This is a genomic window from Mesorhizobium sp. M1217, from assembly GCF_040318275.1.
Classification (GTDB): Bacteria; Pseudomonadota; Alphaproteobacteria; order Rhizobiales; family Rhizobiaceae; genus Mesorhizobium.
The window spans coordinates 57598-83788 of record NZ_JAMYMA010000021.1 but is presented as its reverse complement, the minus strand read 5'-3'; the positions used below and the strand labels follow the sequence as shown (position 1 = coordinate 83788).

General features: G+C 60.5%; 23 protein-coding genes. 17 read left to right on the top strand and 6 right to left on the bottom strand.

What is annotated here, in order from left to right; translation table 11 throughout:
* Nucleotides 1-8: 8 nt before the first annotated feature.
* Nucleotides 9-530: a conjugal transfer protein TraD gene (locus NKH37_RS28250; protein WP_353041958.1), complete on the bottom strand. Its 522-nt coding sequence runs from the start codon at nt 528-530 to the stop codon at nt 9-11.
* A gap of 248 nt (nt 531-778) precedes the next feature.
* Between NKH37_RS28250 and NKH37_RS28245 the strand changes: the two genes are divergently transcribed.
* Complete coding sequence (locus tag NKH37_RS28245; protein WP_353041956.1) at nt 779-4219, top strand: AAA family ATPase; 3441 nt, start codon at nt 779-781, stop codon at nt 4217-4219.
* 335 nt (nt 4220-4554) lie between these two features.
* Here the strand turns inward: NKH37_RS28245 and NKH37_RS28240 are convergent, their stop codons facing one another.
* The 3 genes from NKH37_RS28240 to NKH37_RS28225 all read right to left on the bottom strand — a co-directional run bounded on the left by NKH37_RS28240 (nt 4555) and on the right by NKH37_RS28225 (nt 8278).
* Nucleotides 4555-5583: an alpha/beta hydrolase family protein gene (locus NKH37_RS28240; RefSeq protein ID WP_353041954.1), complete on the bottom strand. Its 1029-nt coding sequence runs from the start codon at nt 5581-5583 to the stop codon at nt 4555-4557.
* A 70-nt stretch (nt 5584-5653) separates the two neighbouring features.
* Nucleotides 5654-6244, bottom strand: coding sequence for a recombinase family protein (locus NKH37_RS28235; protein ID WP_353041952.1), 591 nt, complete (start codon nt 6242-6244; stop codon nt 5654-5656).
* 1539 nt (nt 6245-7783) lie between these two features.
* Nucleotides 7784-8278 (bottom strand): LysR substrate-binding domain-containing protein, encoded by a 495-nt coding sequence (locus NKH37_RS28225; RefSeq protein WP_353041950.1) that lies wholly within the window; start codon nt 8276-8278, stop codon nt 7784-7786.
* Nucleotides 8279-8320: 42 nt separating this feature from the next.
* Between NKH37_RS28225 and NKH37_RS28220 the strand changes: the two genes are divergently transcribed.
* The 7 genes from NKH37_RS28220 (at nt 8321) to NKH37_RS28190 (ending at nt 15351) form a co-directional block, all read left to right on the top strand.
* Entirely contained in the window at nt 8321-8503 is a 183-nt protein-coding gene (locus NKH37_RS28220; RefSeq protein ID WP_353011633.1) for a CsbD family protein, read from the top strand.
* A 987-nt stretch (nt 8504-9490) separates the two neighbouring features.
* Nucleotides 9491-9691 (top strand): hypothetical protein, encoded by a 201-nt coding sequence (locus NKH37_RS28215; RefSeq protein ID WP_353041948.1) that lies wholly within the window; start codon nt 9491-9493, stop codon nt 9689-9691.
* Nucleotides 9688-10548, top strand: a complete 861-nt coding sequence (locus NKH37_RS28210; protein WP_353041946.1) for an efflux RND transporter periplasmic adaptor subunit — start codon at nt 9688-9690, stop codon at nt 10546-10548. Before NKH37_RS28215 ends, NKH37_RS28210 begins: the two co-directional genes overlap by 4 nt.
* Before the next feature lie 1275 nt (nt 10549-11823).
* Nucleotides 11824-12792: a helix-turn-helix domain-containing protein gene (locus NKH37_RS28205; protein ID WP_353041944.1), complete on the top strand. Its 969-nt coding sequence runs from the start codon at nt 11824-11826 to the stop codon at nt 12790-12792.
* 145 nt (nt 12793-12937) lie between these two features.
* Complete coding sequence (gene adh / locus NKH37_RS28200) at nt 12938-14455, top strand: aldehyde dehydrogenase (protein ID WP_023720422.1); 1518 nt, start codon at nt 12938-12940, stop codon at nt 14453-14455.
* Nucleotides 14456-14523: 68 nt separating this feature from the next.
* On the top strand, nt 14524-14856 hold the full coding sequence (locus NKH37_RS28195) for a DUF779 domain-containing protein (RefSeq protein ID WP_023720421.1): 333 nt from the start codon (nt 14524-14526) through the stop codon (nt 14854-14856).
* Nucleotides 14857-14919: 63 nt separating this feature from the next.
* Nucleotides 14920-15351, top strand: coding sequence for a potassium channel family protein (locus NKH37_RS28190; RefSeq protein WP_023720420.1), 432 nt, complete (start codon nt 14920-14922; stop codon nt 15349-15351).
* A 13-nt stretch (nt 15352-15364) separates the two neighbouring features.
* Here NKH37_RS28190 and hemN read toward each other — a convergent pair whose 3' ends face one another.
* Entirely contained in the window at nt 15365-16714 is a 1350-nt protein-coding gene (hemN, locus tag NKH37_RS28185) for an oxygen-independent coproporphyrinogen III oxidase (RefSeq protein ID WP_353041943.1), read from the bottom strand.
* A 156-nt stretch (nt 16715-16870) separates the two neighbouring features.
* Between hemN and NKH37_RS28180 the strand changes: the two genes are divergently transcribed.
* On the top strand, nt 16871-17599 hold the full coding sequence (locus NKH37_RS28180) for a Crp/Fnr family transcriptional regulator (RefSeq protein ID WP_031194425.1): 729 nt from the start codon (nt 16871-16873) through the stop codon (nt 17597-17599).
* A 2-nt stretch (nt 17600-17601) separates the two neighbouring features.
* On the opposite strand, the gene NKH37_RS28175 is transcribed toward NKH37_RS28180, so the two are convergent.
* Nucleotides 17602-18012, bottom strand: coding sequence for a hemerythrin domain-containing protein (locus NKH37_RS28175; protein WP_353041941.1), 411 nt, complete (start codon nt 18010-18012; stop codon nt 17602-17604).
* Nucleotides 18013-18055: 43 nt separating this feature from the next.
* Between NKH37_RS28175 and NKH37_RS28170 the strand changes: the two genes are divergently transcribed.
* The 8 genes from NKH37_RS28170 to NKH37_RS28135 all read left to right on the top strand — a co-directional run bounded on the left by NKH37_RS28170 (nt 18056) and on the right by NKH37_RS28135 (nt 26148).
* Complete coding sequence (locus NKH37_RS28170; protein WP_352641916.1) at nt 18056-18268, top strand: hypothetical protein; 213 nt, start codon at nt 18056-18058, stop codon at nt 18266-18268.
* Nucleotides 18265-19875, top strand: coding sequence for a cytochrome-c oxidase, cbb3-type subunit I (ccoN, locus tag NKH37_RS28165; protein ID WP_023720416.1), 1611 nt, complete (start codon nt 18265-18267; stop codon nt 19873-19875). The genes NKH37_RS28170 and ccoN overlap by 4 nt, the downstream gene beginning before the upstream one ends.
* A gap of 11 nt (nt 19876-19886) precedes the next feature.
* Nucleotides 19887-20618 carry a cytochrome-c oxidase, cbb3-type subunit II gene (ccoO, locus tag NKH37_RS28160; RefSeq protein ID WP_352641918.1) on the top strand — a complete coding sequence of 244 codons (732 nt, stop codon included), beginning with the start codon at nt 19887-19889 and terminating at the stop codon, nt 20616-20618.
* Nucleotides 20619-20630: 12 nt separating this feature from the next.
* Nucleotides 20631-20780 (top strand): cbb3-type cytochrome c oxidase subunit 3, encoded by a 150-nt coding sequence (locus NKH37_RS28155; protein ID WP_352641920.1) that lies wholly within the window; start codon nt 20631-20633, stop codon nt 20778-20780.
* A gap of 2 nt (nt 20781-20782) precedes the next feature.
* On the top strand, nt 20783-21646 hold the full coding sequence (gene ccoP / locus NKH37_RS28150) for a cytochrome-c oxidase, cbb3-type subunit III (RefSeq protein ID WP_353041939.1): 864 nt from the start codon (nt 20783-20785) through the stop codon (nt 21644-21646).
* 217 nt (nt 21647-21863) lie between these two features.
* Nucleotides 21864-23423 carry a cytochrome c oxidase accessory protein CcoG gene (ccoG, locus tag NKH37_RS28145; protein WP_352641924.1) on the top strand — a complete coding sequence of 520 codons (1560 nt, stop codon included), beginning with the start codon at nt 21864-21866 and terminating at the stop codon, nt 23421-23423.
* Nucleotides 23420-23917 (top strand): FixH family protein, encoded by a 498-nt coding sequence (locus NKH37_RS28140; RefSeq protein ID WP_353041936.1) that lies wholly within the window; start codon nt 23420-23422, stop codon nt 23915-23917. Before ccoG ends, NKH37_RS28140 begins: the two co-directional genes overlap by 4 nt.
* Nucleotides 23914-26148: a cation-translocating P-type ATPase gene (locus tag NKH37_RS28135; RefSeq protein WP_353041934.1), complete on the top strand. Its 2235-nt coding sequence runs from the start codon at nt 23914-23916 to the stop codon at nt 26146-26148. Before NKH37_RS28140 ends, NKH37_RS28135 begins: the two co-directional genes overlap by 4 nt.
* Nucleotides 26149-26191 lie beyond the last annotated feature (43 nt).

The following is a 26191-nucleotide window of genomic DNA, read 5'->3' as shown; positions in this document are numbered from 1 at the left end:
CGTCGGCGCTATGAGCGTTCAGACTTCCTGCCGCGATCCGGCTCCCGATTGGACGGCGCGGTGGAATGAACGCGGTGTAGGGTGCCGTTCTGCTCGGCGGCCAGTGCTGCGACGGCGTCGTGTTCCGCCAGTCCTTCCCAGTGCTGCATGACTTTGTTCCAGCGCAGGCCGGCGCCGCGCAGGCGGGTCGCGAATGGGGTCGGCAGCGGAGCGGGGAAGGTGAGGGTCAACGGTTCGTTTGTTGCGCCATTGCCGATTGTTTCTCCAGCGAGCGCGGTTTTGCCAGCCTTGATCCACTCGGTAATGTTTGCGCTGTTGCCCGCGTCATTGGCAAGCGACAACAAGCCACCATAAAGGGCCGCTTCCTCTAGGTCCAATAATCCGGCCCGTTCGACGAGGGTTCCGGCTTCAACGAGGCGGCGGGTGCGCTGCTTGCGTTCGTCCGTCTTGAGTTTTGCTTCCTGCTCGGCGAGTTTCGCCCGCTGCTGTTCCAAGCGGCTCATGCGTTCGGCAAGCGAGGTGCGGGCCATGACGAGAATCTCCGTCTTTTCTCCGTCCGCCAAGCCCGAGGGGACTTTGCCAGCCGTGGCGCGTCTCTTCAACCCCCTTTTGTATATGCCGGCGGATGCAACCAGGACCTTCGGCGTGTTCCGCCGCTATGGATTCTGCCATATCGCCAATTGATTGTCGATGCGCGGTCGGTGGATTATTGCAGACGCAATATGCATTCTTCGAATGCTTGCTTGCGGCGGCGCGCTGATGATGGCATTCTGCGGCAATGGCCATCGCTTTCGCACGTGCCCGATACATCTCACGCTCCGACGGCGGCAGCGCGGTGCGCTCGGCCGCCTATAACGGCCGCGAGGCAATCAAGGCGCAGCGCACCGGCGAGGTGTTCTACTTCAAGCACCGCGAGGCGCCGGAGCATCATGAGGTGCTGTTGCCGGAAGGCGCGCCGTCAGAGCTGGCGTCGAGCGATGCGCTATGGAACGCGGCCGAGGCCATGGAAAAGCGCAAGGACGCGCAACTGGCGCGGGAACTCGTCTTGGCGTTGCCGGCCAATCAAGAGCTTGATCACGACGACCGGGTGGAGCTGGCGCGGTCGTTTGCGCAGGAACATTTTGTCTCGAAGGGGCTGGCGGTGCAGCTTGACGTCCATGCGCCGCATGGGGCGGAGAGCGAGGGCGAGCGGGCCAATTATCATGCGCATTTGTTGATCACGACGCGGCGGCTGGGCGAGGACGGGTTTGCGGCGAAGAAGGCGCGCGATCTCGATCCGGTGATCAAGCGGGGCGGGGGACGGGCGATCGTGGCGGAGGGCGAAGCGTGGGGCGCGCTGTGGCGCGATCATCAGAACCGCTATTTTGCCGAACAGGGGCTTTCGATCCGGGTGGATGCGACGAGCGCGGTGCCACAGGAACACATCGGACCGATCCGCATGCGCACGCCGGGCGCCGAGGTCAATGTGCGGGCCGAGCATATCAGGCGGGCGAACGAAGAAGCGGCGCGCGATCCTGAACATGTGCTCACAGTGCTCACGCGCAACCAGGCGAGTTTTTCCGAGTACGATCTCGACCGGCATCTGAAAAAGCACATTCGCGATGAGGGCGAACGGGCGGAGGTTAAGGGCAAAGTGCTCGGGCGTGACGATGTGCTCGCGCTGCATGACCGGGAGACAGGCGAGAGTGCAGGACGCTGGACAACGCGGGCGGTGCGCGACCAGGAGGTTTTGGCGCTTGCCGATGCACGGCGCGTGGCCGGAGGGTCCCGTCGCGATGTCGGGGCAAGGGCGCGCGAGCGGCTCGTGTCCGTGCAGGAATTGCGGCCGGATCAGTTGTCTGCGTTCGATCATGCGACGGGGTCCGGGGGGCTAAAAATAATCGAGGGGCGTGCCGGGACGGGAAAGAGTTTTGCGCTTGGTTCGATCCGCGATGCGCATGAAGCGGCCGGCTATCGCGTGATAGGCCTCGCGCCGACCAACGCGGTGGCGCAGACGATGAAGGAGGACGGGTTTGCTCGATCATCGACCGTTCATGCCGAACTGTTCCGATTGAAGAACGGCCGCGCGCAGTGGGACCATCGTACGCTGGTTGTTGTCGACGAGGCAGCGATGATGGACGCCAAGGTGACCGGCGAGGTGTTGCGGGAAGCGCGGCTTTCGGGCGCCAAGGTTGTGCTGGCCGGCGACGACCGGCAGCTCGGCTCGATCGAGCGCGGCGGGCTGTTCACAGAGCTGAAGAAGGAGCACGGATCGTCCGAGATCACCCAGGTCACGCGTCAGAAGGTCGACTGGCAGAGAGAGGCGGCGCGCGATCTTTCGGACGGTCGCTTCGAAGACGCGCTGCGAGCCTTCGCGCGAAACAAGGCGGTGGTGTGGACGTCGAAGCAGGATGAATTGCGAGAAAAACTGGTCGAGCGGTGGGCCAGGGATGCTGCTTCGAATCCGTCGGCATCGCGGTTCGTGTTCGCCTACACCAACAAGGATGTCGATGCGCTGAACAAGGATCTGCGCGCGGTGCGTCGCGAGCGTGGTGAGCTCGGTGAGGATTCTGTGTTTACGACCAAGCACGGCGAGGCCGCATTCGCTGTCGGCGACCGGGTGCAGTTCACGGATACGCTGAAGGGCGCCGGCATCTACAACGGCAATGCCGGCGTGATCACCAGCATTGACCGGAACTTTGGCCGCATCAGTGTCTCGCTCGATGCAGCTGCGGGCCGGGAGGGCAGGAAGGTCGAATGGTATGCTTCGGAGTTCAATGGCTTCCGGCACGGTTATGCCGGCACGATCTACAAGGGCCAGGGCAAGACGCTTGACCACACCTATCTCATGCACACGCATCACTGGCGCGCCGCCTCGAGCTATGTCGCGCTGACTAGGCAGCGTGAGAGCGCGACGATCTTCGTAGCGACGCAGACCGCCCGGGATTTGCGGCAGCTCGCCCGGCAGATCGGTCGCAACGAGATCAAGTCGGCGTCAGTGGCTTATGCAACACGCGACGAGCTCAGCGCGGAACAACGGGCGAAGCTGGACGAGGGACGGGCGGCGGAGAATGCCCGGCCAGCGTCGCATGTTGGGCAAGCTCAGGATGGCAGGGAACAAGAGGAGCAGCCGATGGCTTCAGTTGTCGAAGAGGCACGCGTGGGCATGCGTCAGGCAGATCCGCGCACACCGGAGATGCAGTCCGGCGCCATTGCCAAGGACGCGGAGAGCCAGCGTCGGCCCGAGCGTCGAGGCGGGACGCCTGAGCCCGTCGTGGCGCAGAAGTCAAAAGAGGCAGGAGGCAGCGATCGTCCCGGGCCAGCCGATGATCGGGTCGTGGCAAGCAGAACCGAAGATCGGCAGGCTGTTCCAGATGGCAGAAATGAAGAGCGGTCGCGCAGCACCGCAGCCGACCGGCCAGCGGACGCCAGGGTACTGATAGTTGCATTCCAGGATGTGGCTGCTGGTGGCGTGCGCCGCGACAGCCTTGGGCGATCGATCGACGAAAAAAGCATTGCCGCTGCTGTCAGTCGCGATGCGGATGTACAGCGCGAGCGCGAGGCTCGCTCAATCTATCTGGAGGCCGCCTACCGTGATCCGAAATCGGCGGCGCAGCGTCTCGACGAGATCATTGCTCGAGACGGTCCGACAAGTGCTGCACAACGGATATCGGCGGACACCAGCTTGGTCGGCGAGCTGCGGGGCAGGGAAGGGTTCTTCGCCGGTGCCAGGGCGCGGGAAGAGCGGACCGCCGCTGAACAGGCTACCGCCGCGATTGGCCCGAACATTGTCCGGACCGCCGAGTTCGAGAACCGAGCCGAACGATCCTATCGCACTCAGGTCGAAAAGCAGCTCAAGGCTGACGCGGTTGAGGTGAGAGATGTTTCGGATCGGGCGAAAGCTGCCCTGCAAAAAATTGCAATGGCCAAGGATGATCGCGAGCGGGCCGAAGCCTTCAAGGCGGTGTCAGCCGATCAGGAGGTCAGACGGGAGATCGCCACCTTCAAGAAATCGATTGAAGTCCGTTTCGGTGAAGACGGCGCACGCGAAATCGCTCGTGCGACAGCCTCGGGCAAATCGTTTGAACATCCATCCGTGCGGAAATCCGATCAGGTCAGGTTGGGTGAGGCCGCGGCTCTCTATTCCGCAGCCCGATCGGGTGAAGTCGCGTCCAGACAAGAGGCCGAAACTGAACGTCTTGCAGCGCGCGAATCTCAGTCGACACGGCTGAAGCAGTAGGGAAGCGCCGTGGGGCCGGCTGCGTTATCCCGTCGGCGTCGCAGGCCGCGGCGAATGACTACTCTTTAAGCAAGGTGGTCGTTCATTGTCACAAATGGGCCCGGTACAGTTCAGAGCTGCAGATCAGCATTCGGGGAGTTGCCAAAGATGCTCTTGTACTCTCGGCCGAACTGAGAGGGCTGAGGTCGCGCCATGCACCTTCAGGAGCCGGGCGACCTCGGCCGGCTTGAAATCGTCGTTGACGAGCTGTCGCGCATGCGCGACCTGGTTGGGGGAGGGACCGAACCACATCCCGCGCGCCCTGGCCGCGATCCGGCGCGGAGCCATCAAATAGCTCAAACTTCGCTAAAGTCGTGGCGAAACCCGCGAACCTCCCAAAGCTCTGACAGGGTCGGGGTTTCTTTCAAAAAACGAAGAACCTTCCGAGCCGCGATCAAATTGAAGGGGAACATTCCAATAGATGAGTGCCCACAATTCAGCCGCACGACCTCAGGTGGAAGATTGCACTTCGCCAGCAACTCAATGAGACGCTCAGAGCCTCCTGGGCGCGCAACCGTATCGTCCTTACCGAGCAAGAACATCAAATCCAGACGAGGACGTGTAAGGCCGAAAAGATGCTTCTCTAAATCGATGAGACCCCAAGCGGTTCTTAGCCCTTCCAGTGACATGGACGATTCAATACGACCACGTAAGGCCGTCATGGTCTCCGCAGTCCAGACGAGATCAGCAGGGCTTCCCGGCGATACCATGAGAACCGCCTTATCAACCTTCTGCTCTTGGGCAGCAACGAGACCCGCAACAGTGCCACCCAAACACATCCCTACAACCGAGATTTTCTGATACCCCTGACTATAAAGCCAACGAACAATCTTACGACCATCTAGGACAGCCTGTCTCATCGACTGGACGGTGCGCCCTAAATTCGCGTTGAAAAGTTTTTCCTCCGAATAGTCATTCGAAGCTCGCCCAAAATGATACGGAAGTGTAGCTTCAATAACCGTTATGCCCTTTCTAGCGAAGTATTTGGAAAATCCCGGATACCGGCTCCGAGCGTACCAATGATGAAACACAACAAGCGCATGTTGTTTAAATCCACTGTCGGTAACAACGCATTCGAACGTATTGTTCGCTTGATCTTCAGTTGAAATATCAGATTGGAAGATAACACTATCCGCTTCTTCCCTTAACGGAACAGCTGGAAATATCGGCGCGAAAAACATCTCGCCCTTGGAAATTTCATTGAAGACCAATGCGTCAGAGCCATAGCGAGAAAACGGAATCGCCTTATCATGAATACGCCTCTGGCGTTCTAATGATCTCAGGACGTGCTTACGATCATAACGGTGCGCTAGATAACGAAACATATTTCTCTCCTTTTTCTTTGCAGGTTGAAAACCTTTCATCATTAAACCAATGCCGAAATCCCGCCGTACTTCATTCAACCGACAAAGGCGCGGCTGGACATCCCTCCAAACTATTTAGCGCCCGATAAAGGGTTGCTCGATGCACCTTCAGGAGCCGTGCAACCTCAGTCACTGGCTTGTCCTGGGCGATGAGGTGACGGGCGTGCGTGATCTGGTCGGCCGATAGGGCAGGGGAGGGACCGAACCGCACTCCACGTGCCCTGGCCGCGATCCGGCCGGCGCTGGTGCGCTCCACGATCAAGGATCGCTCGAAATCCGCAACGCCGGCGAACATGGTCAACACCATGCGGCCCGCCGGCATCGTCGTGTCGGCCCATGGCTCGGCCAAAGATCGCAAGCCGGCCTCGGCCTCCCTGATCCGCTCTGCAATGTCGAGAAGGTCGCGCGTCGATCGGGCGAGGCGGTCTAGCCTGGTGACCGTCACCACGTCGCCGGGTTGCAAATGGTCGAGGAGCTTCACCAACTCGGGCCGATCGTGCCTTGCCCCGGAAACCTTTTCCTCAAAGAGGCGAATGCAGCCGGCCGCGCCAAGCGCTGCGCGCTGCTGGTCGAGGTCCTGGCCCTGGCCCTGGGTGGAGACCCGGGCATAGCCAATCATCATCGTGGCGGGTTTCCTGTCGCAAGTTATGTCGCAAGGACAATTACCACTTGCGACAAAGACATGCGACACAAAAACCCCCTGATTTTCAGGGGACGGCCGATCTGTCGCAGGTTTTAGGAATTATGCGAGGTAGCAACGATCTGCCTAGGAAGCTGCGCGAAATGGTTGGAACCAAGACGTCCACCCCCCTTGTGCACATCTATAATTTGGGCAACGACCAAATTATAGATGGGCATCACTGCTAGCCCTTGTCCCCGATCCCAACGCGAAATAAGCATCCGCCCCGAACGGACCACCAGACGGTGCAATCCACCATAGATAGCCACTCTTTGATCCATGAGACCGGAACAACCTGCTTTTCGAGCCACTGGCCACCATTGAGGAACAACAAGCCGAAGCGCGCGAGATCGCAAGCAGACAGGCGAAATGTATGTGCCCGATGGTCTGACGATGAAACTTGGCGTGGATCCTCGGCCATTTTTTCGGCCTCGATGCTCGGCCGCTGCGCCTGGCGCTCGGCCCGAGTTTGCTCGTGCGTCGACTCCCTATCCGGACGTAGCTCGATCTCGCTCCGGACGCCCATTTGCTCCGCAATCCCGCGCCGCTCAGAAGCGTTCAGAGTCTTCCGTCCAGTTTTATCGGGCGGTGAGGTGATGGTTAGTAATATCGATCCGTCGTATCGAGACTTAGAGTAAGAGTGACTGCCAGAACACTTGATCTAGTTCCTCTAGGTGATTGCTCGAAGACTCGAAACGCGAGCTATTCATACTTTGAATAGTGAGAAATATTATTTTATAACTGGTGAAAGTCGCGTAATATATCTTATGGAACTGAGTTACTTATATAGATTCAAAGTACGCAACCGACTTTCCGTTGAAGCGCATCAACACAAATCGGCGCGACTGACGACAAAATACAAGTCTAGCCTTGGGAATACTTGACAGTACGCCGTGCGCTGACCGCTTTCGATCAATACCGGGAAGGCTTGTCCCACGTAAGGAGGAGGTCGGGCGCCCAGAATATCACCTGACTGCGCCTTCCAGCGCGACATGCATCGTCCAGTTGTCACAGGCGTTCACAATTCCCGGGTGCCTCCAATCCTGACGCGTTTAGATTGGCTGTCGGCGCGCAGCAAGGAGGTCGTATCGAGACCTCATGCAGGAAGCGCCAAGCTGCTTTGGCCCGACCAAACCAGCCGATTTGCACGCCAGAGTAGCCCGTAGCTCAACGCCCCCGAGGTGTATTAATGGCTGACAGTCCGATCTAACGAAGGATACCTACTACCGCGATCGGCCCGCCCCTTCATGGTCCGCTCCCCCAATACATTCTTTGCGCCATTTAGGCACTTCTCCAAAGCGGGCACTCAAAACTGGCCTCCGGCGAAGCTCAGCCGCGTATTGTGGGCCACTGTGACGCGGCCTGTTCGGCCTGAAAGCTTTCGCCGGTGACTACGATGGCGTGCTCGCAATGTACCACGACGAGGGCCAGATCGCGACGAAGATGCGCGGCTTCAACCGGGGCGTCACGGTCACAGCGGGCCTAGACACCATCTTCGTGCCAAGCGGCAACCTTGGTGAAACCGGGGATTTCGAGCGGTGGATCAACGCCTGCCAATCCGTCTGCTCCCGCCATCACTCGCCGCGGAATGACCGCAATGAGATTGCTGGTCCGCAGCACGTCCAGAAGCACTAGAAAGCTGGGAATCGACAAAACAGCGTGTCGCGAGCGGCCAAGATGAGCGAGTGCCTCATCCGTGGCACCTTGGAAGACGTGGCCTGAGTGGGACATCAGCGCATGGTCGAGGGCGCAGAAGCGATCAAGGGTAAGCCGCCCCGGCGTTGCATCGGGATGACCGGCTCTCAGCGCACAGACATAATCTTCGTCGAACAGGCGCCGGACGCGCAGTCCATCCGGGGTCGTGTCGGGCGTGAGCAGCGCCAGATCCAACTCACCCTTCTCGAACTGGGCGACCGGACGCACCGCCACACGGATGCCCTCTATCCAGCCATGTCGTTCCCGCTCACTCTGGAACATTCAGGTTCCGCCTACGTTGGTTTCGCTCAAAGGAGAAGAACGATGCACAAGGACGAAGTTAAGGGTTCCGCGAAGAAACTGCGCGGCAATGTGAAGGACAAGATCGGTAAGGCCACGAGCGACGATAAGCTTCGCGCGGACGGAGCCGCTGACAAGACCGAAGGCAGCCTTCAGAAGGGCCTCGGCAAGGCGAAAAATAAAGTTCGCGATGCCTTAAAGGATTGACAGGGCGGACCCGGCCAATTCCGTCATCACGCTGGCGGCTATGACAAGGTTGAAGTTATTTTTTTCTGTCACCCTGCCCCCCCGTGCGAGACGTTGCCGACAATAGCTTGGCCGCCTTCGTGACGTGCTTCACCGACGGGCCGCGACCGGTTTTTCACCGATCCTGCAGCTTTAAGGAGTGAACTCGCTGCAAGCACCGAACCTTCCACCTGGCTCGGTGTTCCGCGAGTGCAAAAAAAGCCCGCCGCACCTTTGGCACGGCGGGCATCAAGCGCTGACACCAAGCTTAGGGACTTCGGGGGTTGGGCTTGCCTGGCGCCAGATCGTGGGGAGAAGTTAGGCGAATCAGCTATAACGCGTCCACCAACCGACGGTGGAAGAAGGCTACTGTGGAGCCGGGGGACTCGCTACCCAGAGAAGCAATACAACTCCGATCGCATAGGGAACCAGCACGACCGCCAGCGCCACCCAAAAGCCTGGATCCGCCAACGCCGCCATTTCACTGCGAAGCTGTTCCATCGCGTGTTTCCGACGAGGGTTTGTTTTCAGCCTTCAGCCGCTGCTCCCGGAGCCGAGCCGTCTTTGCGTCTCGGGCCGCGCGCTCAACATCGATTAATGACCGTGCAGCATCTGACGTGCGCTGCTCTCTCTCATCTCTTTGTGTCCAACTGACCAAGCGGCGCTCTCCTGTGCCAGCCCCGATCCGGGCGAATAGTGCTGATCGAACCATCGTCGCAGGCGGGTGTTCCACCCAAGACAACAAAAAGCCCGCCGGCCGAAGCCGACAGGCCAAGTGTGACCGACAGCTGATCACAATTTGCTGTCTGGCCGGAGTACGAAGCACCAACACGCGAAAAGGCCGAAAGTTCCGCAGATGCTAATATACGACAGGTGCGAGGCTAGCCCGGAATTCCGGTGGGGAGACCCGACCCATGGAACCTTTCAAAGCCGCATGCCTTGTCCCTTTTCGATAGAAGGAGATGAGAAATGAGCCTTGACATAGGAAAGGTCGCCATAGCGTTGCTCGGCCTGCTTGCCTACAAGAACAGGGACAAGATCGGCGAGTTGATCGCTGGCAGGAAATCGACCGATCCCAACGCTAGCGCTGGCTCCCCCTGCCGAGCTTTCACGATGCACGCACTCATGAGGAGCTGCGAGCGGCGCTGGCTGCGGCCGATGCGGCTGTGAACCTGGCGGCAGCCGAAATGCGCCGGATTGAGGCTGCGCTAGCATTTTCGCGAACAGAGTTGGGGCGGGCCGAAGCGCTTGCGCGCACCGAGGCGATCTCTGTCAAAGCCCTCGACGGAGCCAAGTTCGACGTCGAAACCAATGAGGCAGCCCTGGCCAGTGCAAAAGCTCTGCTGGAGGTCCGCCGAAACGAGCGTGACAGCGTTGCAGCACGGTTTGGCGAACAGTCGGGGGCTGCACCGGAGCCAGATCCGGCCTGCTGCATACAGTTGCGCGCTCCCGTGACAGGCAGCGTGCTGAAGATCATCCAGGAGAGCGAAGGAGCCGTCCAGGCCGGTGCGCCCCTGATCGAAATCGGCGATCCACTCGATCTCGAGATCGTCGCAGATCTGCTGTCCGATGCTGTTCGGATCAAGCCTGGCGCACCCGTCATGATCGACAACTGGGGTGGCCCGCCGCTCCAGGGCCACGTCTCCCGCGTCGATCCGGCCGGTTTCACCAAGGTTTCGGCACTTGGAATTGAGGAGCAGCGCGTCCGCACGACCATCGACTTCACAGATCCTCCCGCGAAATGGTCGGCGCTGGCACACGATTATCGGGCGATCGTGCACGTGACGATCTGGAAGGCCGATGACGTGTTGACCGTCCCGGTAGCGGCCCTGTTCCGGCAGGGGGACGAATGGGCTGTGTTCGCGGTCAGGGAGGGTCGTGCAGCGGCGACGATCATAAAGGTGGGTCAGCGAAACAATCGCACGGCGGAGGTTCTGTCGGGACTAGCCACTGGCGATCGTGTTGCTCTGCACCCGAGCGACAGAGTCGCGGACGGAGTGACCGTTGCGGAGCGCGCTCTACAATAAGCAGGATGCCGTTGGCTAGCCGGACGCAGGAGGCGCCCATTCAGTTGTGGCGCGCCGCCCGAAGAGATTCGAACTCCCAACCCCCAGATTCGTAGTTAGAGAGGCTCGCTTCGCTCAGCCGTAGCAGCGAAGCCGGAACTGGCAGTTCAGCGAGTGGGGGGAAAGGCGGTAGCGCTCTTCCGACTCGAGCCCCCGAATAAGCGCGTCGATGAATTTTGCACCCCTGCGGATCCAGACCGCCAACTTCCTTCATAGGCGCGCGCAATTCGGCTGGAGGCGCAAAGCATTTCGAAAAGCTTCCAAAAACACCCAGGCAACTGCACGCTGCAGCGGACGATAAGGTTCACGGATATCCCGGCGAACATCCGCATTGGAGCGGTCGATATCGTCGGCAGAAGAGCGTCCGAAAAGGGCTGTCGGCGGCTCCGTCGTGGGAACGAAAAAGAAGAGAAGCAGAACTTTCGTGTGCGATTTTTGCACACAACATATCGTAACTAGCTGATTATATTTAGATATCTGCCCCATCCATCATAGGTGCCACGGTAACTTTGTGTTTTAACATACTAATTTTATTATCTTTTTTCTGTATCAGTACGTCCAATGCCCGGTTGGAAAGACTGACCAATTTGGCAAGATGCATGCACCAAAAACTAGCCTATTTTACGACTATGCCGCCGACAATAAAAGCCATTCGGCCATATCGCATTTCTCGTTGCACACATAGTGCACACGAAAGCGGTGGGCCCACTGTTTCGAGGCAGTAGGCGACGCCACATAGTATCTGAACCCAAATTGTCGACTGACCCGTTTAGCGAGCGGGGCAGGCAGCACGACCAGGCGACACCATCCGGTGTCTTGGACGCGATCTGCGCTTGGAACGACGCCCTCCATCTCTGGTCGGCTGCTCCACCCTGCAGCTTTCAATATTGCCCCGACGACTGCTCCTTAGCTTGCCCGCGGCATGAGCACCGCAACCAATCGAGGGAACCAAGGGGAATCCGCGCGAACTTTGCTCTCGATCAATGAATATCCGGTTTCGGGTTGGTAGGGTGTTTGGGATCAACCGAGTAAGGCGGCTGAGCGAGATAATTCAAATAATTGCTGCCTAGACGACCAACGGTTCAGTCAAACATCGCGGAACTTTTCTGGTTCCTCCGTCGAATTGACAGTGCGTTGATAGAAAGCGGAATCTGATACGACACCCGCATTGCCTTGTCTTGAAGCAGCCGTGGTCTAGTAGCCGAAAGGAAGAGCTGGGGTTCTGGGAGGATATGCATGGGTGAGGATCTATCCGGTCATCACGCCGACCGCGTTCAGGCCGCGATCGCTTCGGACGCGGCGGCGAAGTCCGCGCTGGTCGCTTCCTGGCGACGGTCTTCCAGTCTGCACCGGCTCGATCCGGCCGATTGCAGCCCCCCACTCTATCTGACAGAGGCGGAATTGGGAGAGGCCCGGCAACGCATCGAGCCGCTCGTCCGGGTTGCTCAATCAAGCCTGGACCGGCTCTATCTTGCGGTGGGCGGCGTCGGATGCTGCGTCCTGCTCGCCGATCGCGACGGCGTGCCGGTCGAACGGCGCGGCGCGCCTGTGGACGACGAGACGTTTCGTTCCTGGGGGTTATGGACAGGCTCCGTCTGGAACGAGGAGAGCGAGGGCACCAATGGTATCGGCACCTGTCTGGTGGAACAGCGCGTCCTGACGATCCACCGTGATCAGCATTTTCACACGCGCAACACCGGGCTGAGCTGCACCACGGCTCCGATCTATGATCACTGTGGAGATCTCGTGGCTGCTCTTGACGTGTCTTCCTGTCGGGCTGATCTGACCGAGGTCTTCTCCAATCTTATTTCCATGGCCGTGGTCGACGCGGCGCGTCGGATCGAGGCGGAGAACTTCAAGATGGCATTCCCCAAGGCGCGCATTCTGCTGGCGCCGGTGCCCGACAAGGGCTCCGGGGCGCTGATCGCGGTTGATGCGGACGACCTCGTGGTCGGCGCGACCCATTCGGCTCGCCTGGCGCTAGGAATTACGCAACAGTGTCTCGACAAGCCGATGCCTGCGGCCGATCTGCTCGGTTGGGCCGAGAGCGGCCCCGAAGTCCTGGCCGAGGCGGAGCGCGGCGTTCTGCATCGGGCGCTGGCGCGGGCAGACGGAAATGTCTCGGCTGCGGCCCATGCGCTCGGCATCAGTCGCGCCACGCTTCACCGCAAGCTCAACCGCCTGGACGTCCACAGGTCCCACTGACTTTCGAAACGTCGCGTGACTGTCGCAATTCTGCGACACATCCCGCCCGCCCACTGTCCCCGGCGTATTGGAAATAGCGGTGGGAGATCGCAAGTGTCTTTCCGAAGCGTCGCATTCCGCGACGTCAGCTTTGGGAGGAAGACACATGAACAAGGTAGAGTTCTCACGCCCGGTCAAGGCGCCCTTCGACAAGCGCTACGGCAATTTCATCGGCGGCAAATGGGCCGAACCGCGTTCGGGCCGTTATTTCGAGAACTACTCGCCGGTGAACGGTCAGCTGCTGTGCGAGGTGGCGCGCTCGGATGCCCAGGACATCGAGGCGGCCTTGGATGCTGCGCACGCCGCCAAGGACGCCTGGGGTCGCACCAGCGTGGCCGAGCGCTCGCTTATCCTCAACCGCATCGCCGACCGCATGGAGGAAAACCTCGATCTGCTCGCATGCGCCGAAACCTGGGACAACGGCAAACCGATCCGCGAAACGACCGCCGCCGACCTGCCTTTGGCCATCGACCATTTCCGCTATTTCGCCGGGGCCGTGCGTGGCCAGGAAGGCAGCCTTTCGCAGATCGACGACGATACCGTCGCCTACCATTTTCACGAGCCGCTCGGCGTGGTCGGCCAGATCATCCCGTGGAACTTCCCGCTGCTGATGGCCTGCTGGAAGCTTGCGCCCGCCCTTGCGGCCGGAAACTGCGTCGTCCTGAAGCCTGCCGAGCAGACGCCGGCAGCCATCATGCTGTGGGCCGATCTAGTCGGCGATCTGTTGCCGCCCGGCGTGCTCAACATCGTCAACGGCTTCGGCCTCGAGGCCGGCAAGCCACTCGCGTCGTCGCCGCGTATTGCCAAGATCGCCTTCACCGGCGAAACCACGACCGGCCGGCTGATCATGCAGTATGCCAGCCAGAACCTGATCCCCGTCACCTTGGAACTGGGCGGTAAGTCACCCAACATCTTCTTCAAGGACGTCGTCACCGAAGACGACGATTTCTTCGACAAGGCGATCGAAGGCTTCGTCATGTTCGCGTTGAACCAGGGCGAAGTCTGCACCTGTCCGAGCCGTGCGCTCATCCATGAAGCGATCTACGACAGGTTCATGGAACGCGCCCTCAAGCGTGTCGAGGCGATCGTGCAGGGCGATCCGCTCGACCCGGCAACGATGATCGGTGCCCAGGCCTCGTCCGAGCAGCTGGAAAAGATCCTGTCCTACATCGACATCGGCCGCCAGGAAGGCGCCGAGCTGCTGACCGGCGGCGAGCGCAATGTTCTGCCCGGCGATCTGGCCGGCGGCTACTACGTCAAGCCGACGGTGTTCAAGGGCCACAACAAGATGCGCATCTTCCAGGAGGAGATCTTCGGGCCGGTGGTTTCGGTCACGACCTTCAAGGATGACGACGAAGCGCTGGCAATCGCCAACGACACGCTGTACGGCCTCGGCGCCGGTGTCTGGACACGCGACAGCAACCGCGCTTACCGGTTCGGCCGCGCGATCCAGGCCGGCCGCGTCTGGACCAACTGTTACCACGCCTACCCCGCGCATGCGGCCTTCGGCGGCTACAAGCAGTCCGGCATCGGCCGTGAGACGCACAAGATGATGCTCGACCACTATCAGCAGACCAAGAACATGCTGGTCAGCTATAGCCCGAAGAAGCTGGGCTTCTTCTGATCGCGGCTTTGACTTACAGGCGCGGCTCCGCGAGGGGCCGCGCCACAGGCTGGAAATCGGAAAACACAATGCAGGCTAAGGTCACGGCGACACCGGCAGCCCTTGAACTGATCACGGAGATTGTCGCCGATCACGGTCCGGTGCTGTTCCATCAGTCCGGCGGCTGCTGCGATGGCTCTTCGCCCATGTGCTATCCGCGTGCCGGCTTCCTTGTCGGCGACCACGACGTTCTGCTCGGCCATATCGGTGACGCGCCGTTCTACATCGGAGCGTCGCAGTTCGAGGCCTGGAAGCATACCGATCTTATCATCGACGTTGTGCCGGGTCGCGGCGGCATGTTCTCGCTCGACAACGGAAGGGAAAAGCGGTTCCTGACGCGGTCGACGATCTGTGCCGTATAGGCGAAACCTGCCGGTTTTGATTTCGAGCAAGGAAGGCGCTGCGGCAATCTCTACCGTCCGAAGATGATCCTCAATCTGCTCATCGGCACCGTCGTCATCAGTCTGACGGTTTTGATCCACACGTTTGGTCTGATCGCCGTCACGCACATGATGGGACATCTGGTCGCCCGGTTTCGCATGCACGGACGCCGCAGCCGTATCGTCGCTATGATCAGCGTGGTGATGGGCCTCTTTGCCGTCATGACCGCGGAGGTCTGGCTCTGGGCGGGCCTGTACCGGTTGCTTGATATCTTCGCTGATTTCGAAACCGCGCTCTATTTTTCGACCATTACCTTTTCGACCGTCGGCTACGGCGACATCGTGCCCGCCCACGCGTGGCGTGTCCTGGCGGCGCTGGAGGGCGTAAACGGGTTCTTGCTGATCGGCTGGTCGACCGCCTATCTGATCGCGGCAGGCACCCGCATCGGCCCGTTCAAGGCCGGCGAACATTTCTGACGGGAGCCAATGCTCAGACCGCCACCGAATGCCTGGCTTTGCCGGTTTCGAAATATTTGTCGAACTTTGCCGCGATGCTCCTGACAAAGGGCCGACTTTCCGCCGGCACGACGAAGCGGTCACCGTCAAGTTCAAGCAACCGCGCAGGATCGTGAAGGGCCGTGGAACTCGCTTTGACGAGAAGACTTTGGCCGGCTTCGCCAAAGCGCTCCACCAGCTCGATCGCCGAGAAGGCGAAATCACACATCAGCCGCTCGATGATCCAGCCGCGAACGCGGTCGTCGGCGGAAAGGGCGATACCCCGAACAGCGGCCAGCCCGCCGTCATCAACCATGCGTCTATATTCGCTGGTTGAAGGCATGTTCTGCGTATAGCCCTGCCGAAACTGGCTAATGGATGACGGGCCGAGCCCGATCAAGGTTTCGCAGCAATCGTCCGTGTAGCCCTGAAAGTTCCGGTGCAAAGTCCCGGCGCGTGCCGCAATCGCCAGCGCATCGCCCGGTTTGGCGAAATGGTCGAGCCCGATTGCCTCGTATCCATTGTCTACAATCGCCTGCGCAGCCAGTTGTGACTGGGCAAAGCGCTCCGCGGGACCCGGCAACCAGGCCTCGTCGATCATCGTCTGATGTTTCTTGAACCACGGTACATGCGCGTAGCCAAACAGTGCGATCCGATCCGGTTCCAGGGTCAGTGCCTGCGCAACCGTAAAGGCGACGCTTTCCCTGGTCTGGTGCGGCAGACCGTAGAGCAGGTCCAGATTGACCGATTCGACGCCGCGCGAACGAACGCCGTCGACGACCGTCTTGGTCTGCAGGAAGCTCTGCTCGCGGTGGATCGCTTTCTGCACCTTCGGATCGAAATCCTGAACGCCGAGGCTCGCCCTTGTCATGCCGATTTCGGCAAGCGCATCGAGGCGGGCATCGTCCATATCGTTGGGTTCGATTTCAACGCTGATCTTGGCGCCGGGAAGAAAGCCGAAGCTGTTGCGCAGGGCGGTTCCCAGCGCCACCAAATCTTCGGGTTTGAGCATGGTCGGCGAACCGCCACCGAAATGGACGGCACGCACGCGGCCCTTGCTTGCGACAAGACTGGCGACGGTGGCGATCTCTGCATGCAGTGAGCGAAGATACGTGACCACCGGTTCGTAGTGGCGTGTCTGTTTGGTATGGCAGGCACAGAACCAGCAAAGTTTGTCGCAGTACGGGATGTGCAGATAGAGCGAGATTTCGTCGCCCTCGTCGAGCCCCTGTAGCCAGCCACGACAAACGGTAGCGTCAACGCTTGCATTAAAATGCGGCGCTGTCGGGTAGCTCGTATAGCGCGGCACGTTCTCGCCAAGCCTGGCAACTAATTTCGGCCGCATGTCGCTATCCGATCCCCTTTGCATTGCGCGACACTGGTCACATTGCGCGCCCGCGGCCTTGATTTCGGTCAAGGCCGCCCGCGGACAAACTGCCGCAAGGTTCTTTTGTCCGCCAATGCTACCTTGCGGACACATGGAATCCTTCGGACGATGAAGATGACGGTGCACCAAGACGTTCACAGTTCCAGCATTCCAGTGCTTTGCCAGTCTTGCGATGCGCGGCACCGCGGCGTTTGCGGTGCGCTCGATCCCGACCAATTGGTAAGCCTCGCCAAGACCTCATCGAAGCACAACGTTGAACCGGGCGTGGAACTGATTGGCGACGCCGAGACCGTCGACAGTTATTCCAATGTGCTTTCCGGCGTGGTGAAGCTCACCAAGAGCCTTTCAGACGGACGCCAGCAGATTGTCGGCCTGCAGTTCGCCCCCGATTTTCTGGGGCGGCCTTTCAAGGCGGAAAGCGCGATCAACGCCGAAGCCGCAACTACCGTTTCGCTGTGTTCGTTTCCAAAGGCCGCCATCGAGCGCATGATGAAGGAATCGCCACAGCTTGAGCATCGTCTCTTCAAGCAGACGCTCAATGAACTCGACGAAGCACGAGACTGGATGGTGACGCTGGGGCGCAAGAGTGCTTCGGAAAAGGTGGCGAGCTTTCTCCTGATGATCGCCAGGAATATCGATCCCACGCTGGACCCGGCGGCCCAGTCGACGACCTTTGACCTGCCGCTGACGCGCGCCGACATCGCCGATTTCCTGGGCCTGACGATCGAGACGGTGAGCCGCCAGTTGACCAGGCTGCGATCGGATGGCGTGATCCGGATCGAGAACAACCGCGAGGTCACAGTCGGCAACTTGACCCGGCTGCAGCGACGCTCTGGCGTCTAGAATCAGTCGACGACCCCTATCATCGGCAAGACGTGCTCGCGTTCAAAGGCGATATGTCGGCGCAAGCTTTCGAAGAAGCCGCGCAGCATGAAACCGATGGCTTCGGGGTTCTCGACCGTCTCGCCGTGACCGATGGCCAGCAGAGTTTCGGTCACCTCGCCGGCAAAGCATTCATCTTCGACATGTTCGGCCCGCAACCGCCTGGTTGAGGCAAGGTTCGCATTGCTGCCTGCCGTGGCCTCCTCATCGGCGGGGAAGATGACCGTCTCTTCGTATCGATGAATGTCGCGCAGCAGCGGAATGATCGCGTTGGCCGTGCCGAGGCACTTCAGACGGTCGACCCTGGGCAAGGCGTCTGCAATTGTCTCCAAAGCATCGCAGAGCTGCAGCTTTTCCCTGTGCGCGCGCCTCATAACGGCAGCCGGGACCGCTTCTCTGCTGGATCGACCAGCTGGTATGGGATTTTCATCGCCTTCTTCGAACAGCGACGATCCCTGCCTGTTCTTCCGGTTCAACGGCGGCCTCCAGTCGTTTGCAAGGACCACGCTGCCCAATCCAAAAGGGATGAGCTTTGACATGGATCAAGGCGGCGATGAGGCGACTGCTGAATTGCTGTCCCGGCGGATTGGCGTCCGCGCACCGGAATCCGACGTCGGGGACAAGTCATGAAGTTCGGCACGCAAATCTTCGCTTTGGGCCTGTTCACGTTTGCAGCCCTTGTGGCCGCTGGCTTCGGGGTGGACGAGCCTTTCCGGCAGCACATGTGGGTGCTGTTTTTTGTCCTGCTCGGTTTTGTCGGCATCCTCATCCGCAACACGAATTTCGAAGTGGCTGCTCCGATCGATCCGTCCGCCTACATGGATGGTCCAATCCGCTACGGCGCCATTGCCACAATATTCTGGGGCGTGGTTGGCATGCTGGTGGGTGTGGTCATCGCGCTGCAGCTTGCCTATCCCGATCTCAACATCCAGCCCTGGTTCAATTTCGGCCGTTTACGCCCGCTGCATACATCGGGCGTCGTCTTCGCCTTCGGCGGCAATGCGCTGCTTTGCACGTCCTTGTATGTCGTCCAACGCACCTGCCGCGCGCGGCTGTTTGGCGGCGATCTCGGCTGGTTCGTGTTCTGGGGTTACCAGCTCTTCATCGTCATGGCCGCGACAGGCTATCTGCTCGGCATCACCGAGAGCCGCGAATATGCGGAACCCGAATGGTATGTGGACATCTGGCTGACCATCGTCTGGGTCGCCTATCTCATCCTGTTCCTCGGCACGATCCTGAAGCGCAAGGAACCGCACATCTACGTCGCGAACTGGTTCTACCTTTCCTTCATTGTGACCATCGCGATGCTGCATGTGATCAACAACCTGTCGATGCCGGCCTCCTTCCTCGGTTCCAAGAGTTACTCCGCCTTTTCCGGCGTCCAGGACGCCCTGACGCAATGGTGGTATGGCCACAACGCCGTGGGCTTCTTCCTGACCGCCGGCTTTCTCGGCATGATGTATTATTTCGTGCCCAAGCAGGCAAACCGGCCAGTCTATTCCTACCGCCTGTCGATCGTCCATTTCTGGGCAATCATCTTTCTCTACATCTGGGCTGGGCCCCATCACCTGCACTACACCGCCCTGCCCGACTGGGCGCAGACGCTTGGCATGGTGTTCTCGATCATGCTTTGGATGCCATCATGGGGCGGCATGATCAACGGCCTGATGACGCTGTCGGGCGCTTGGGACAAGCTCCGCACCGATCCGATCATCCGCATGATGGTGATGGCCATCGCCTTCTACGGCATGTCGACCTTCGAAGGTCCGATGATGTCGATCAAGACGGTCAATTCGCTGTCGCACTATACCGACTGGACCATTGGCCACGTTCACTCCGGTGCGCTCGGCTGGGTCGGCATGATCTCGTTCGGCGCGATCTACTTCATGGTGCCGAAGCTGTGGAACCGTGAACGGCTCTACTCACTGCGCCTCGTTACCTGGCACTTCTGGCTGGCGACGCTTGGCATCGTTGTCTACGCCGCTGTCATGTGGGTGTCCGGCATCATGCAGGGCCTGATGTGGCGCGAATACGACGAGCAGGGCTTCCTAGTCTACTCCTTCGCTGAAACCGTGGCCGCCATGCACCCCTATTATGTCATGCGCGCCATCGGCGGAGCCATGTACCTCTCCGGCACCCTGATCATGGCCTGGAACATCGGCATGACCATTCTCGGACACCAGCGCCAGGAGGAGCCGATGCCCGGCTCTGTTCCCGCCCTTCAGCCTGCCGAATAGGGAGCCAGAAAATGGCCTTGATGGACAAACACGCACTGATCGAGAAGAACGCTACACTTCTTCTCGTTGGCTCCCTTCTTGTGGTGACGGTCGGCGGCATCGTCGAGATCGCACCGCTCTTCTATCTCGACAACACGATCGAGAAGGTCGAAGGCATGCGGCCTTACTCGCCGCTCGAACTTGCCGGGCGCAACATCTATGTGCGCGAGGGTTGCTACCTCTGCCACAGCCAGATGATCCGCCCATTCCGTGATGAGGTCGAGCGCTACGGCCACTACAGCCTGGCGGCCGAGTCAATGTACGACCACCCCTTTCAGTGGGGATCGAAGCGCACCGGACCGGACCTCGCCCGGGTTGGCGACCGCTATTCCAATCTGTGGCAGGTCGAGCACCTGACGGATCCACGGTCCGTGGTGCCGGAATCGATCATGCCGAGCTATGCGTTCCTCAAAGACACGCCGATCGCGGTGAAGGACTTCTCGACGCATTTGGTCGCCAACAGGCGCGTCGGCGTGCCCTACTCCGATGACATGATCGCTAACGCCAATGCCGATTTGATGGCGCAGGCCGACCCCAACGCAGACACGTCCGGCCTCGAGGCCCGCTACCCCAAGGCCAAGATCGGCGACTTCGACGGCAACCCGCAACAGGTCACTGAAATGGATGCCCTCGTCGCGTATCTCCAGATGCTCGGCACGTTGGTCGATTTCAAGAACTACGACGAAGCCGCCGGCTACCGCTGAGGAGTTTTATCCATGGATTACAATTTGATGCGAGAGTTCGCTGACAGCTGGGGTCTGGTCGCCATGGCGCTTTTCTTCGTCGGCGCAATCGCCTTTGCCCTTCGTCCTGGCAGCCGCAAACAGGCCGACGAAGCTGCCCGGATTCCCCTTGAGGACGAGTGATCATGAGCGACGAGCACATCGATGAAATCTCTGGTGTTTCAACCACCGGCCATGAGTGGGACGGCATCCGGGAGCTCAACAACCCGCTTCCGCGCTGGTGGGTCTGGACGTTCTACATCACCATAGTCTGGGCGATCGGCTACACCATCGCCTATCCGGCATGGCCTCTGCTGCACACGGCAACCAAGGGTGTGCTCGGCTATTCCAGCCGCAACGATGTCGGGAACGAGTTGTCCGCGGCTGAAGCGGCCAAGGGCAAATATGTCGCCGCGATAGAAGCGAAAAGTGTTTCGGAGATCGCGGCGGACGACACGCTGCGCGAATTCGCGGTCGCTGCCGGCGGCGCCGCGTTCAAGGTCAATTGCGTGCAGTGCCATGGTTCCGGCGCCCAGGGCACAAAGGGCTTCCCGAACCTCAATGACGATGACTGGCTGTGGGGCGGCAAGGCGGACCAGATCCAGCAGACGATTACGCATGGAATCCGCTTCGCCTCCGATCCGGATACGCGCCTGTCGGAAATGCCGGCCTTTGGCGACATCATCACTGCCGATCAAATCAAACAGGTCAGCGCCTATATTGCCAGCCTGTCCCAAACCGTCAGCGACCAATCTTTGGTGGCGCCCGGTGCCAAGGTTTTTGCCGAAAACTGCGTGGCCTGTCACGGCGACAATGCAAAGGGCAACAAGGAGCTCGGCGCTCCTGATCTGACCGACGCCATCTGGCTCTACGGGTCAGGCGAAGCGGCCATCGCCGCCCAGGTCACCGCGCCGAAACAGGGCGTGATGCCGGCCTGGGGCGCGCGTCTGGGCGAAACCAGGGTGAAGGAACTGGCGGTCTACATCCATTCGCTTGGCGGTGGAGAATAGGAACGGGGGTCTATTCTCCGGCCCTCACCGCCCAAGCGGCGAGGCCCGGCTCTGCCGGGCCTCGATTTGTTTGCGTGTACCCGGCGATTGACCTGCATCAACGCGGCGCAATCCAGTCGGCGGCACAATCCGCTCGACGCTGTATTTCGCGCACCTGTCTGCACCCAGCCAGGTCACGTGCCCGGCGAAATCACAAGCTCCGCGACGGGAGAGATCAGTGCTGGACAATACGCAGGTAGAACGGCTCGAGGCTGAGGCGGTAAACTCCGCCAAGGTGCGTCAGCCAATGTATGCCGCGCGCAAGAAGATCTTCCCGAAGCGGGCCTCGGGCGGCTTTCGCCGATTCAAATGGATCGTGATGGCCATCACGCTCGGCATCTACTACTTGACGCCGTGGCTGCGCTGGGACCGTGGCCCGTTTGCCCCGGACCAGGCCGTGCTGCTCGATGTCGCCAACCGGCGCTTCTATTTCTTCTTCATCGAGATATGGCCGCAGGAATTCTACTATGTCGCCGGCCTTCTGGTCATGGCCGGCGTCGGTCTTTTCCTAATCACGTCGACTGTCGGCCGTGCCTGGTGTGGCTACACATGCCCGCAGACCGTGTGGGTAGATCTGTTCCTGGTTGTCGAGCGGACCATCGAGGGTGACCGCAATGCGCGCATGAAGCTCGACGCCGGTCCCTGGACCAGCCGCAAACTCGTGCTGCGGCTGTCCAAACACGCCATCTGGCTGGTCATAGGCGCATTGACGGGCGGCGCCTGGATCTTCTATTTCGCTGACGCGCCGACGCTGCTCGGCGAACTCTTCGCCGGCACGGCGGCACCTGTCGCCTATATCACCGTCGCCGTACTGACGGCGACGACCTATACGTTCGGCGGGCTGATGCGCGAGCAGGTCTGTACCTACATGTGCCCATGGCCGCGCATCCAGGCAGCCATGCTCGATGAAAGTTCGCTCACGGTCACCTACAATGACTGGCGCGGCGAACCGCGCTCGCGTCACGCCAAGAAGGTTCTCGCCGCAGGGCAGCCCGTCGGCGACTGCGTCGACTGCAATGCCTGTGTCGCTGTCTGCCCGATGGGCATCGACATTCGCGACGGCCAGCAGCTCGAATGCATCACCTGCGCGCTTTGCATCGACGCTTGCGACGGCGTCATGGACAAGCTCGGCAGGGAGCGCGGGCTAATCTCCTACGCGACGCTCTCCGACTACAACGCCAACATGATGCTGGCGACCGCGGGCGGCTCCAGTTCGGTCAATCCTTCGCTGGTCAGGACGGATGACGGCCTGTTTTCGGACAGGGTGGCTCATTTCCACATTCGCAAGATCTTTCGTCCGCGCACCTACGTGTACATGGCTATGTGGTCGCTGATCGGCCTGGGCCTGCTCTATTCGCTGATGACGCGCGACCGGCTCGAAGTGAACGTGCTGCATGACCGCAATCCGCAATTCGTCACGCTGTCCGACGGCTCGATCCGCAACGGCTACACCGTCAAGCTGCTCAACATGATCCCGGAGCCAAGGACGATCGTCGTCACGATGCAGGGCTTGCATAGCGCCGAGATGAGCGTGGTCGGCGGCCACATCCCGGCAGGCCGTTCTTTCGCCGTTCCAGTCGAACCCGACCGCCTGAAAATGCTGAAGGTCTTCGTGCGCCAGCCGGCGGATCAAATTCAGGGCACAGCGCGGACCTTCACGTTCCGTGTCGAGGACAAGGCGAGCTTCGAGTCGGACGAATACACCGCCACCTTCAACGCGCCGGAGACTGCCAGATGACTGCCAGAACACAAAAAACCCGCGAATTCACCGGCAGGCACATGCTGTTCACCATCCTTGCCTTCTTCGGTGTGGTCATCGCGGTCAATCTGACGATGGCGACGCTTGCCAACACGAGCTGGACCGGGCTTGTCGTCGAAAACACCTATGTGGCAAGTCAGCAGTTCAACAAGAAGGCCGAGGAGGGGCGGGCGCAGGCAGCCCTTGGCTGGACCGGCAAATTGACCATCGCATGGGGTGAAGTTCGCTACGGCCTCACCGATGCCGTCGGCAAACCGGTTCCCTTGCATGGAGTGAAAGTGCTGTTTCGCCATCCCGCTTACGAGAAAGAGGACAAGTCCGTCACGCTCGCCCTCGCCTCGGCCCAGGAGTTCGCAGCACAGCACATGCCACGGGATGGCGTGTGGATCATCGAAATCGACGCCGATGCAGGTCTGGCGAGACCGTATCGCGACGTGCGCAGGATCATGATTTCCAATGGAGCGCTGAAATGAGCTGCTGTGCACCGGGCGCTGAAATGGCGCTGGATCTGGTCAGCCCCACTTCAGTCCTGCCGTCAAGCCAGGAGATCAGGCTGGCAAGCCGATCGCTTGGCGACGACCTTCATCAGAACGACCTTTCGGTACCGACTGTTCACTGCGGCGCCTGCATCCAGACTATCGAGACGGCGTTGGGAAAGCTCGATCACGTCGACGCCGCCCGCGTCAACCTGTCGACAAAGCGGGTCTCGGTCCGCTGGCGCGGCGACGAGGTTCCGCCATTCGTCGCTGTGCTCGGGCGCCTGGGCTACCAGGCACATCTGTTCGAAGCCGACACCGATGCGAAGGATAAGACGCTGTCGGAGCTTATCCGCGCCGTCGCCGTTGCCGGCTTTGCGGCGGGCAACATCATGCTGCTCTCGGTATCGGTCTGGTCCGGCGCCGAAGGCGCGACCCGCGACCTGTTCCACTGGGTCTCGGCACTGATCGCCATCCCCGCCCTCGCCTTCGCCGGCGGCATCTTCTTCAAGTCGGCATGGAATGCGCTGCGCCATGGCCGCATGAACATGGACGTGCCGATCGCGGTCGGGGTGTGGCTGGCCTACGCGATGAGCCTCTATGAGACGATCACCCATGGTGACCACGCCTATTTCGACGCGTCGGTGTCTCTGCTGTTTTTCCTGTTGATCGGCCGCACGCTGGATCACCTGATGCGCGAACGCGCCCGCACCGCCGTGAAAGGCCTGTCACAACTGGCCGCGCGTGGCGCCATGGTGCTGCGCGACGATGGCGCACGCGACTATCTGCCGGTTGGCGAGATCGAACCGGGCATGCTGTTGCTGATCGCGGCGGGCGAAAGGATTCCCGTCGACGGCAAGATCACGCGTGGGACATCGGACGTCGACTGCTCGCTGGTTTCGGGCGAGAGCACGCTCAGAAGCGTGGCGCCAAACGACGCCGTCCAGGCCGGCGTGCTCAACCTTACCGGCCCGCTGACCATCGAGGCGACAGCCGCCGCGAAGGATTCGTTCCTGGCGGAAATGGTTCGGCTGATGGAAGCCGCCGAGGGCGGTCGCGCACAGTACCGCCGCATCGCCGACCGCGTTTCAGCGCTCTATGCTCCAGTTGTTCACCTCACCGCCCTCGTGACATTCCTTGGCTGGATGGCGGCAACTGGCGACTGGCACCGGGCCATAACCATCGCTATCGCCGTTTTGATTATCACATGCCCCTGCGCGCTCGGCCTCGCGGTGCCGATCGTCCAGGTGGTCGCTGCGCGGCGCCTGTTCGAAAACGGCATCATGGTCAAGGATGGTTCGGCCATGGAGCGCCTGGCAACAATTGATACTGCAGTGTTCGACAAAACCGGAACGCTCACGCTCGGACAGCCCCGGCTCATCAATGCGTCGTCGATCGATCCGGCAATGCTGGCAATCGCCGCAGACATGGCCGCGCATTCCCGCCATCCGTTTTCAAAGGCCATTGCCGGCTTTGCCGCTCCTGGAGGACAACACAAATTCGATGCCGTCACCGAGCATCCGGGGTTCGGAATCGAAGCCACTGTCGCCGGAAATATCTGGCGGCTGGGCCGGCGCGGATGGGCTGGATGGAAGGCCCGAACCGGCGGCGAAGGCAAGCATGGCTTTGGCGGGACGGTCCTGACGAAAGACGGGATCATTGGCGCCACATTCGATTTCGAGGATGCGCTGCGTGCCGACGCTGGAGCGGCCATCCAACAGTTGAACGATGCGGGGGTATCGGTGGAAATGCTGTCGGGCGACACTGCGGCAGCCTGCGCCGGTGTTGCGAAAATGCTGGGAGTCGACGACTTCGTTCCGTGCCTGATGCCGTCCGGCAAGGTCGAACGTATCGAGACCCTGGCGAAAGACGGACACAAGGTTCTGATGGTTGGTGACGGCCTCAACGACACGCCTGCACTGAGTGCGGCGCACGTCTCGATTGCTCCAGCCACCGCCGCCGACATTGGCCGCAACGCAGCGGACTTCGTATTCCTGCGGGAAAGCCTTCTGGCAGTGCCTCTCGCGCTGGACGTCTCACGCAAGGCGGGAAGCCTGATCCGCCAGAACATCGCGATCGCGATCGTCTATAATGCTGTTGCCGTGCCGATCGCCATCCTGGGACATGTCACGCCTCTTATCGCAGCGATCGCCATGTCCGCTTCGTCGCTGCTTGTGATAGGAAATGCGCTGCGGCTGCAAAGTTCCACGCCGAATTCGCCGGCGTAAAATGTTCGGCGCGACAGACGTTTCGACATCAACACATTGGCCC

Bases quoted from the DNA above. Each gene is read 5' to 3' on its own strand.
- NKH37_RS28250 (WP_353041958.1), bottom strand. From the start codon at position 530: ATGGCCCGCACCTCGCTTGCCGAACGCATGAGCCGCTTGGAACAGCAG.
- NKH37_RS28245 (WP_353041956.1), top strand. From the start codon at position 779: ATGGCCATCGCTTTCGCACGTGCCCGATACATCTCACGCTCCGACGGC.
- NKH37_RS28240 (WP_353041954.1), bottom strand. From the start codon at position 5,583: ATGTTTCGTTATCTAGCGCACCGTTATGATCGTAAGCACGTCCTGAGA.
- NKH37_RS28235 (WP_353041952.1), bottom strand. From the start codon at position 6,244: ATGATGATTGGCTATGCCCGGGTCTCCACCCAGGGCCAGGGCCAGGAC.
- NKH37_RS28225 (WP_353041950.1), bottom strand. From the start codon at position 8,278: ATGTTCCAGAGTGAGCGGGAACGACATGGCTGGATAGAGGGCATCCGT.
- NKH37_RS28220 (WP_353011633.1), top strand. From the start codon at position 8,321: ATGCACAAGGACGAAGTTAAGGGTTCCGCGAAGAAACTGCGCGGCAAT.
- NKH37_RS28215 (WP_353041948.1), top strand. From the start codon at position 9,491: ATGAGCCTTGACATAGGAAAGGTCGCCATAGCGTTGCTCGGCCTGCTT.
- NKH37_RS28205 (WP_353041944.1), top strand. From the start codon at position 11,824: ATGGGTGAGGATCTATCCGGTCATCACGCCGACCGCGTTCAGGCCGCG.
- adh (WP_023720422.1), top strand. From the start codon at position 12,938: ATGAACAAGGTAGAGTTCTCACGCCCGGTCAAGGCGCCCTTCGACAAG.
- NKH37_RS28195 (WP_023720421.1), top strand. From the start codon at position 14,524: ATGCAGGCTAAGGTCACGGCGACACCGGCAGCCCTTGAACTGATCACG.
- NKH37_RS28190 (WP_023720420.1), top strand. From the start codon at position 14,920: ATGATCCTCAATCTGCTCATCGGCACCGTCGTCATCAGTCTGACGGTT.
- hemN (WP_353041943.1), bottom strand. From the start codon at position 16,714: ATGCGGCCGAAATTAGTTGCCAGGCTTGGCGAGAACGTGCCGCGCTAT.
- NKH37_RS28180 (WP_031194425.1), top strand. From the start codon at position 16,871: ATGACGGTGCACCAAGACGTTCACAGTTCCAGCATTCCAGTGCTTTGC.
- NKH37_RS28175 (WP_353041941.1), bottom strand. From the start codon at position 18,012: ATGAGGCGCGCGCACAGGGAAAAGCTGCAGCTCTGCGATGCTTTGGAG.
- NKH37_RS28170 (WP_352641916.1), top strand. From the start codon at position 18,056: ATGGGATTTTCATCGCCTTCTTCGAACAGCGACGATCCCTGCCTGTTC.
- ccoN (WP_023720416.1), top strand. From the start codon at position 18,265: ATGAAGTTCGGCACGCAAATCTTCGCTTTGGGCCTGTTCACGTTTGCA.
- ccoO (WP_352641918.1), top strand. From the start codon at position 19,887: ATGGCCTTGATGGACAAACACGCACTGATCGAGAAGAACGCTACACTT.
- NKH37_RS28155 (WP_352641920.1), top strand. From the start codon at position 20,631: ATGGATTACAATTTGATGCGAGAGTTCGCTGACAGCTGGGGTCTGGTC.
- ccoP (WP_353041939.1), top strand. From the start codon at position 20,783: ATGAGCGACGAGCACATCGATGAAATCTCTGGTGTTTCAACCACCGGC.
- NKH37_RS28140 (WP_353041936.1), top strand. From the start codon at position 23,420: ATGACTGCCAGAACACAAAAAACCCGCGAATTCACCGGCAGGCACATG.
- NKH37_RS28135 (WP_353041934.1), top strand. From the start codon at position 23,914: ATGAGCTGCTGTGCACCGGGCGCTGAAATGGCGCTGGATCTGGTCAGC.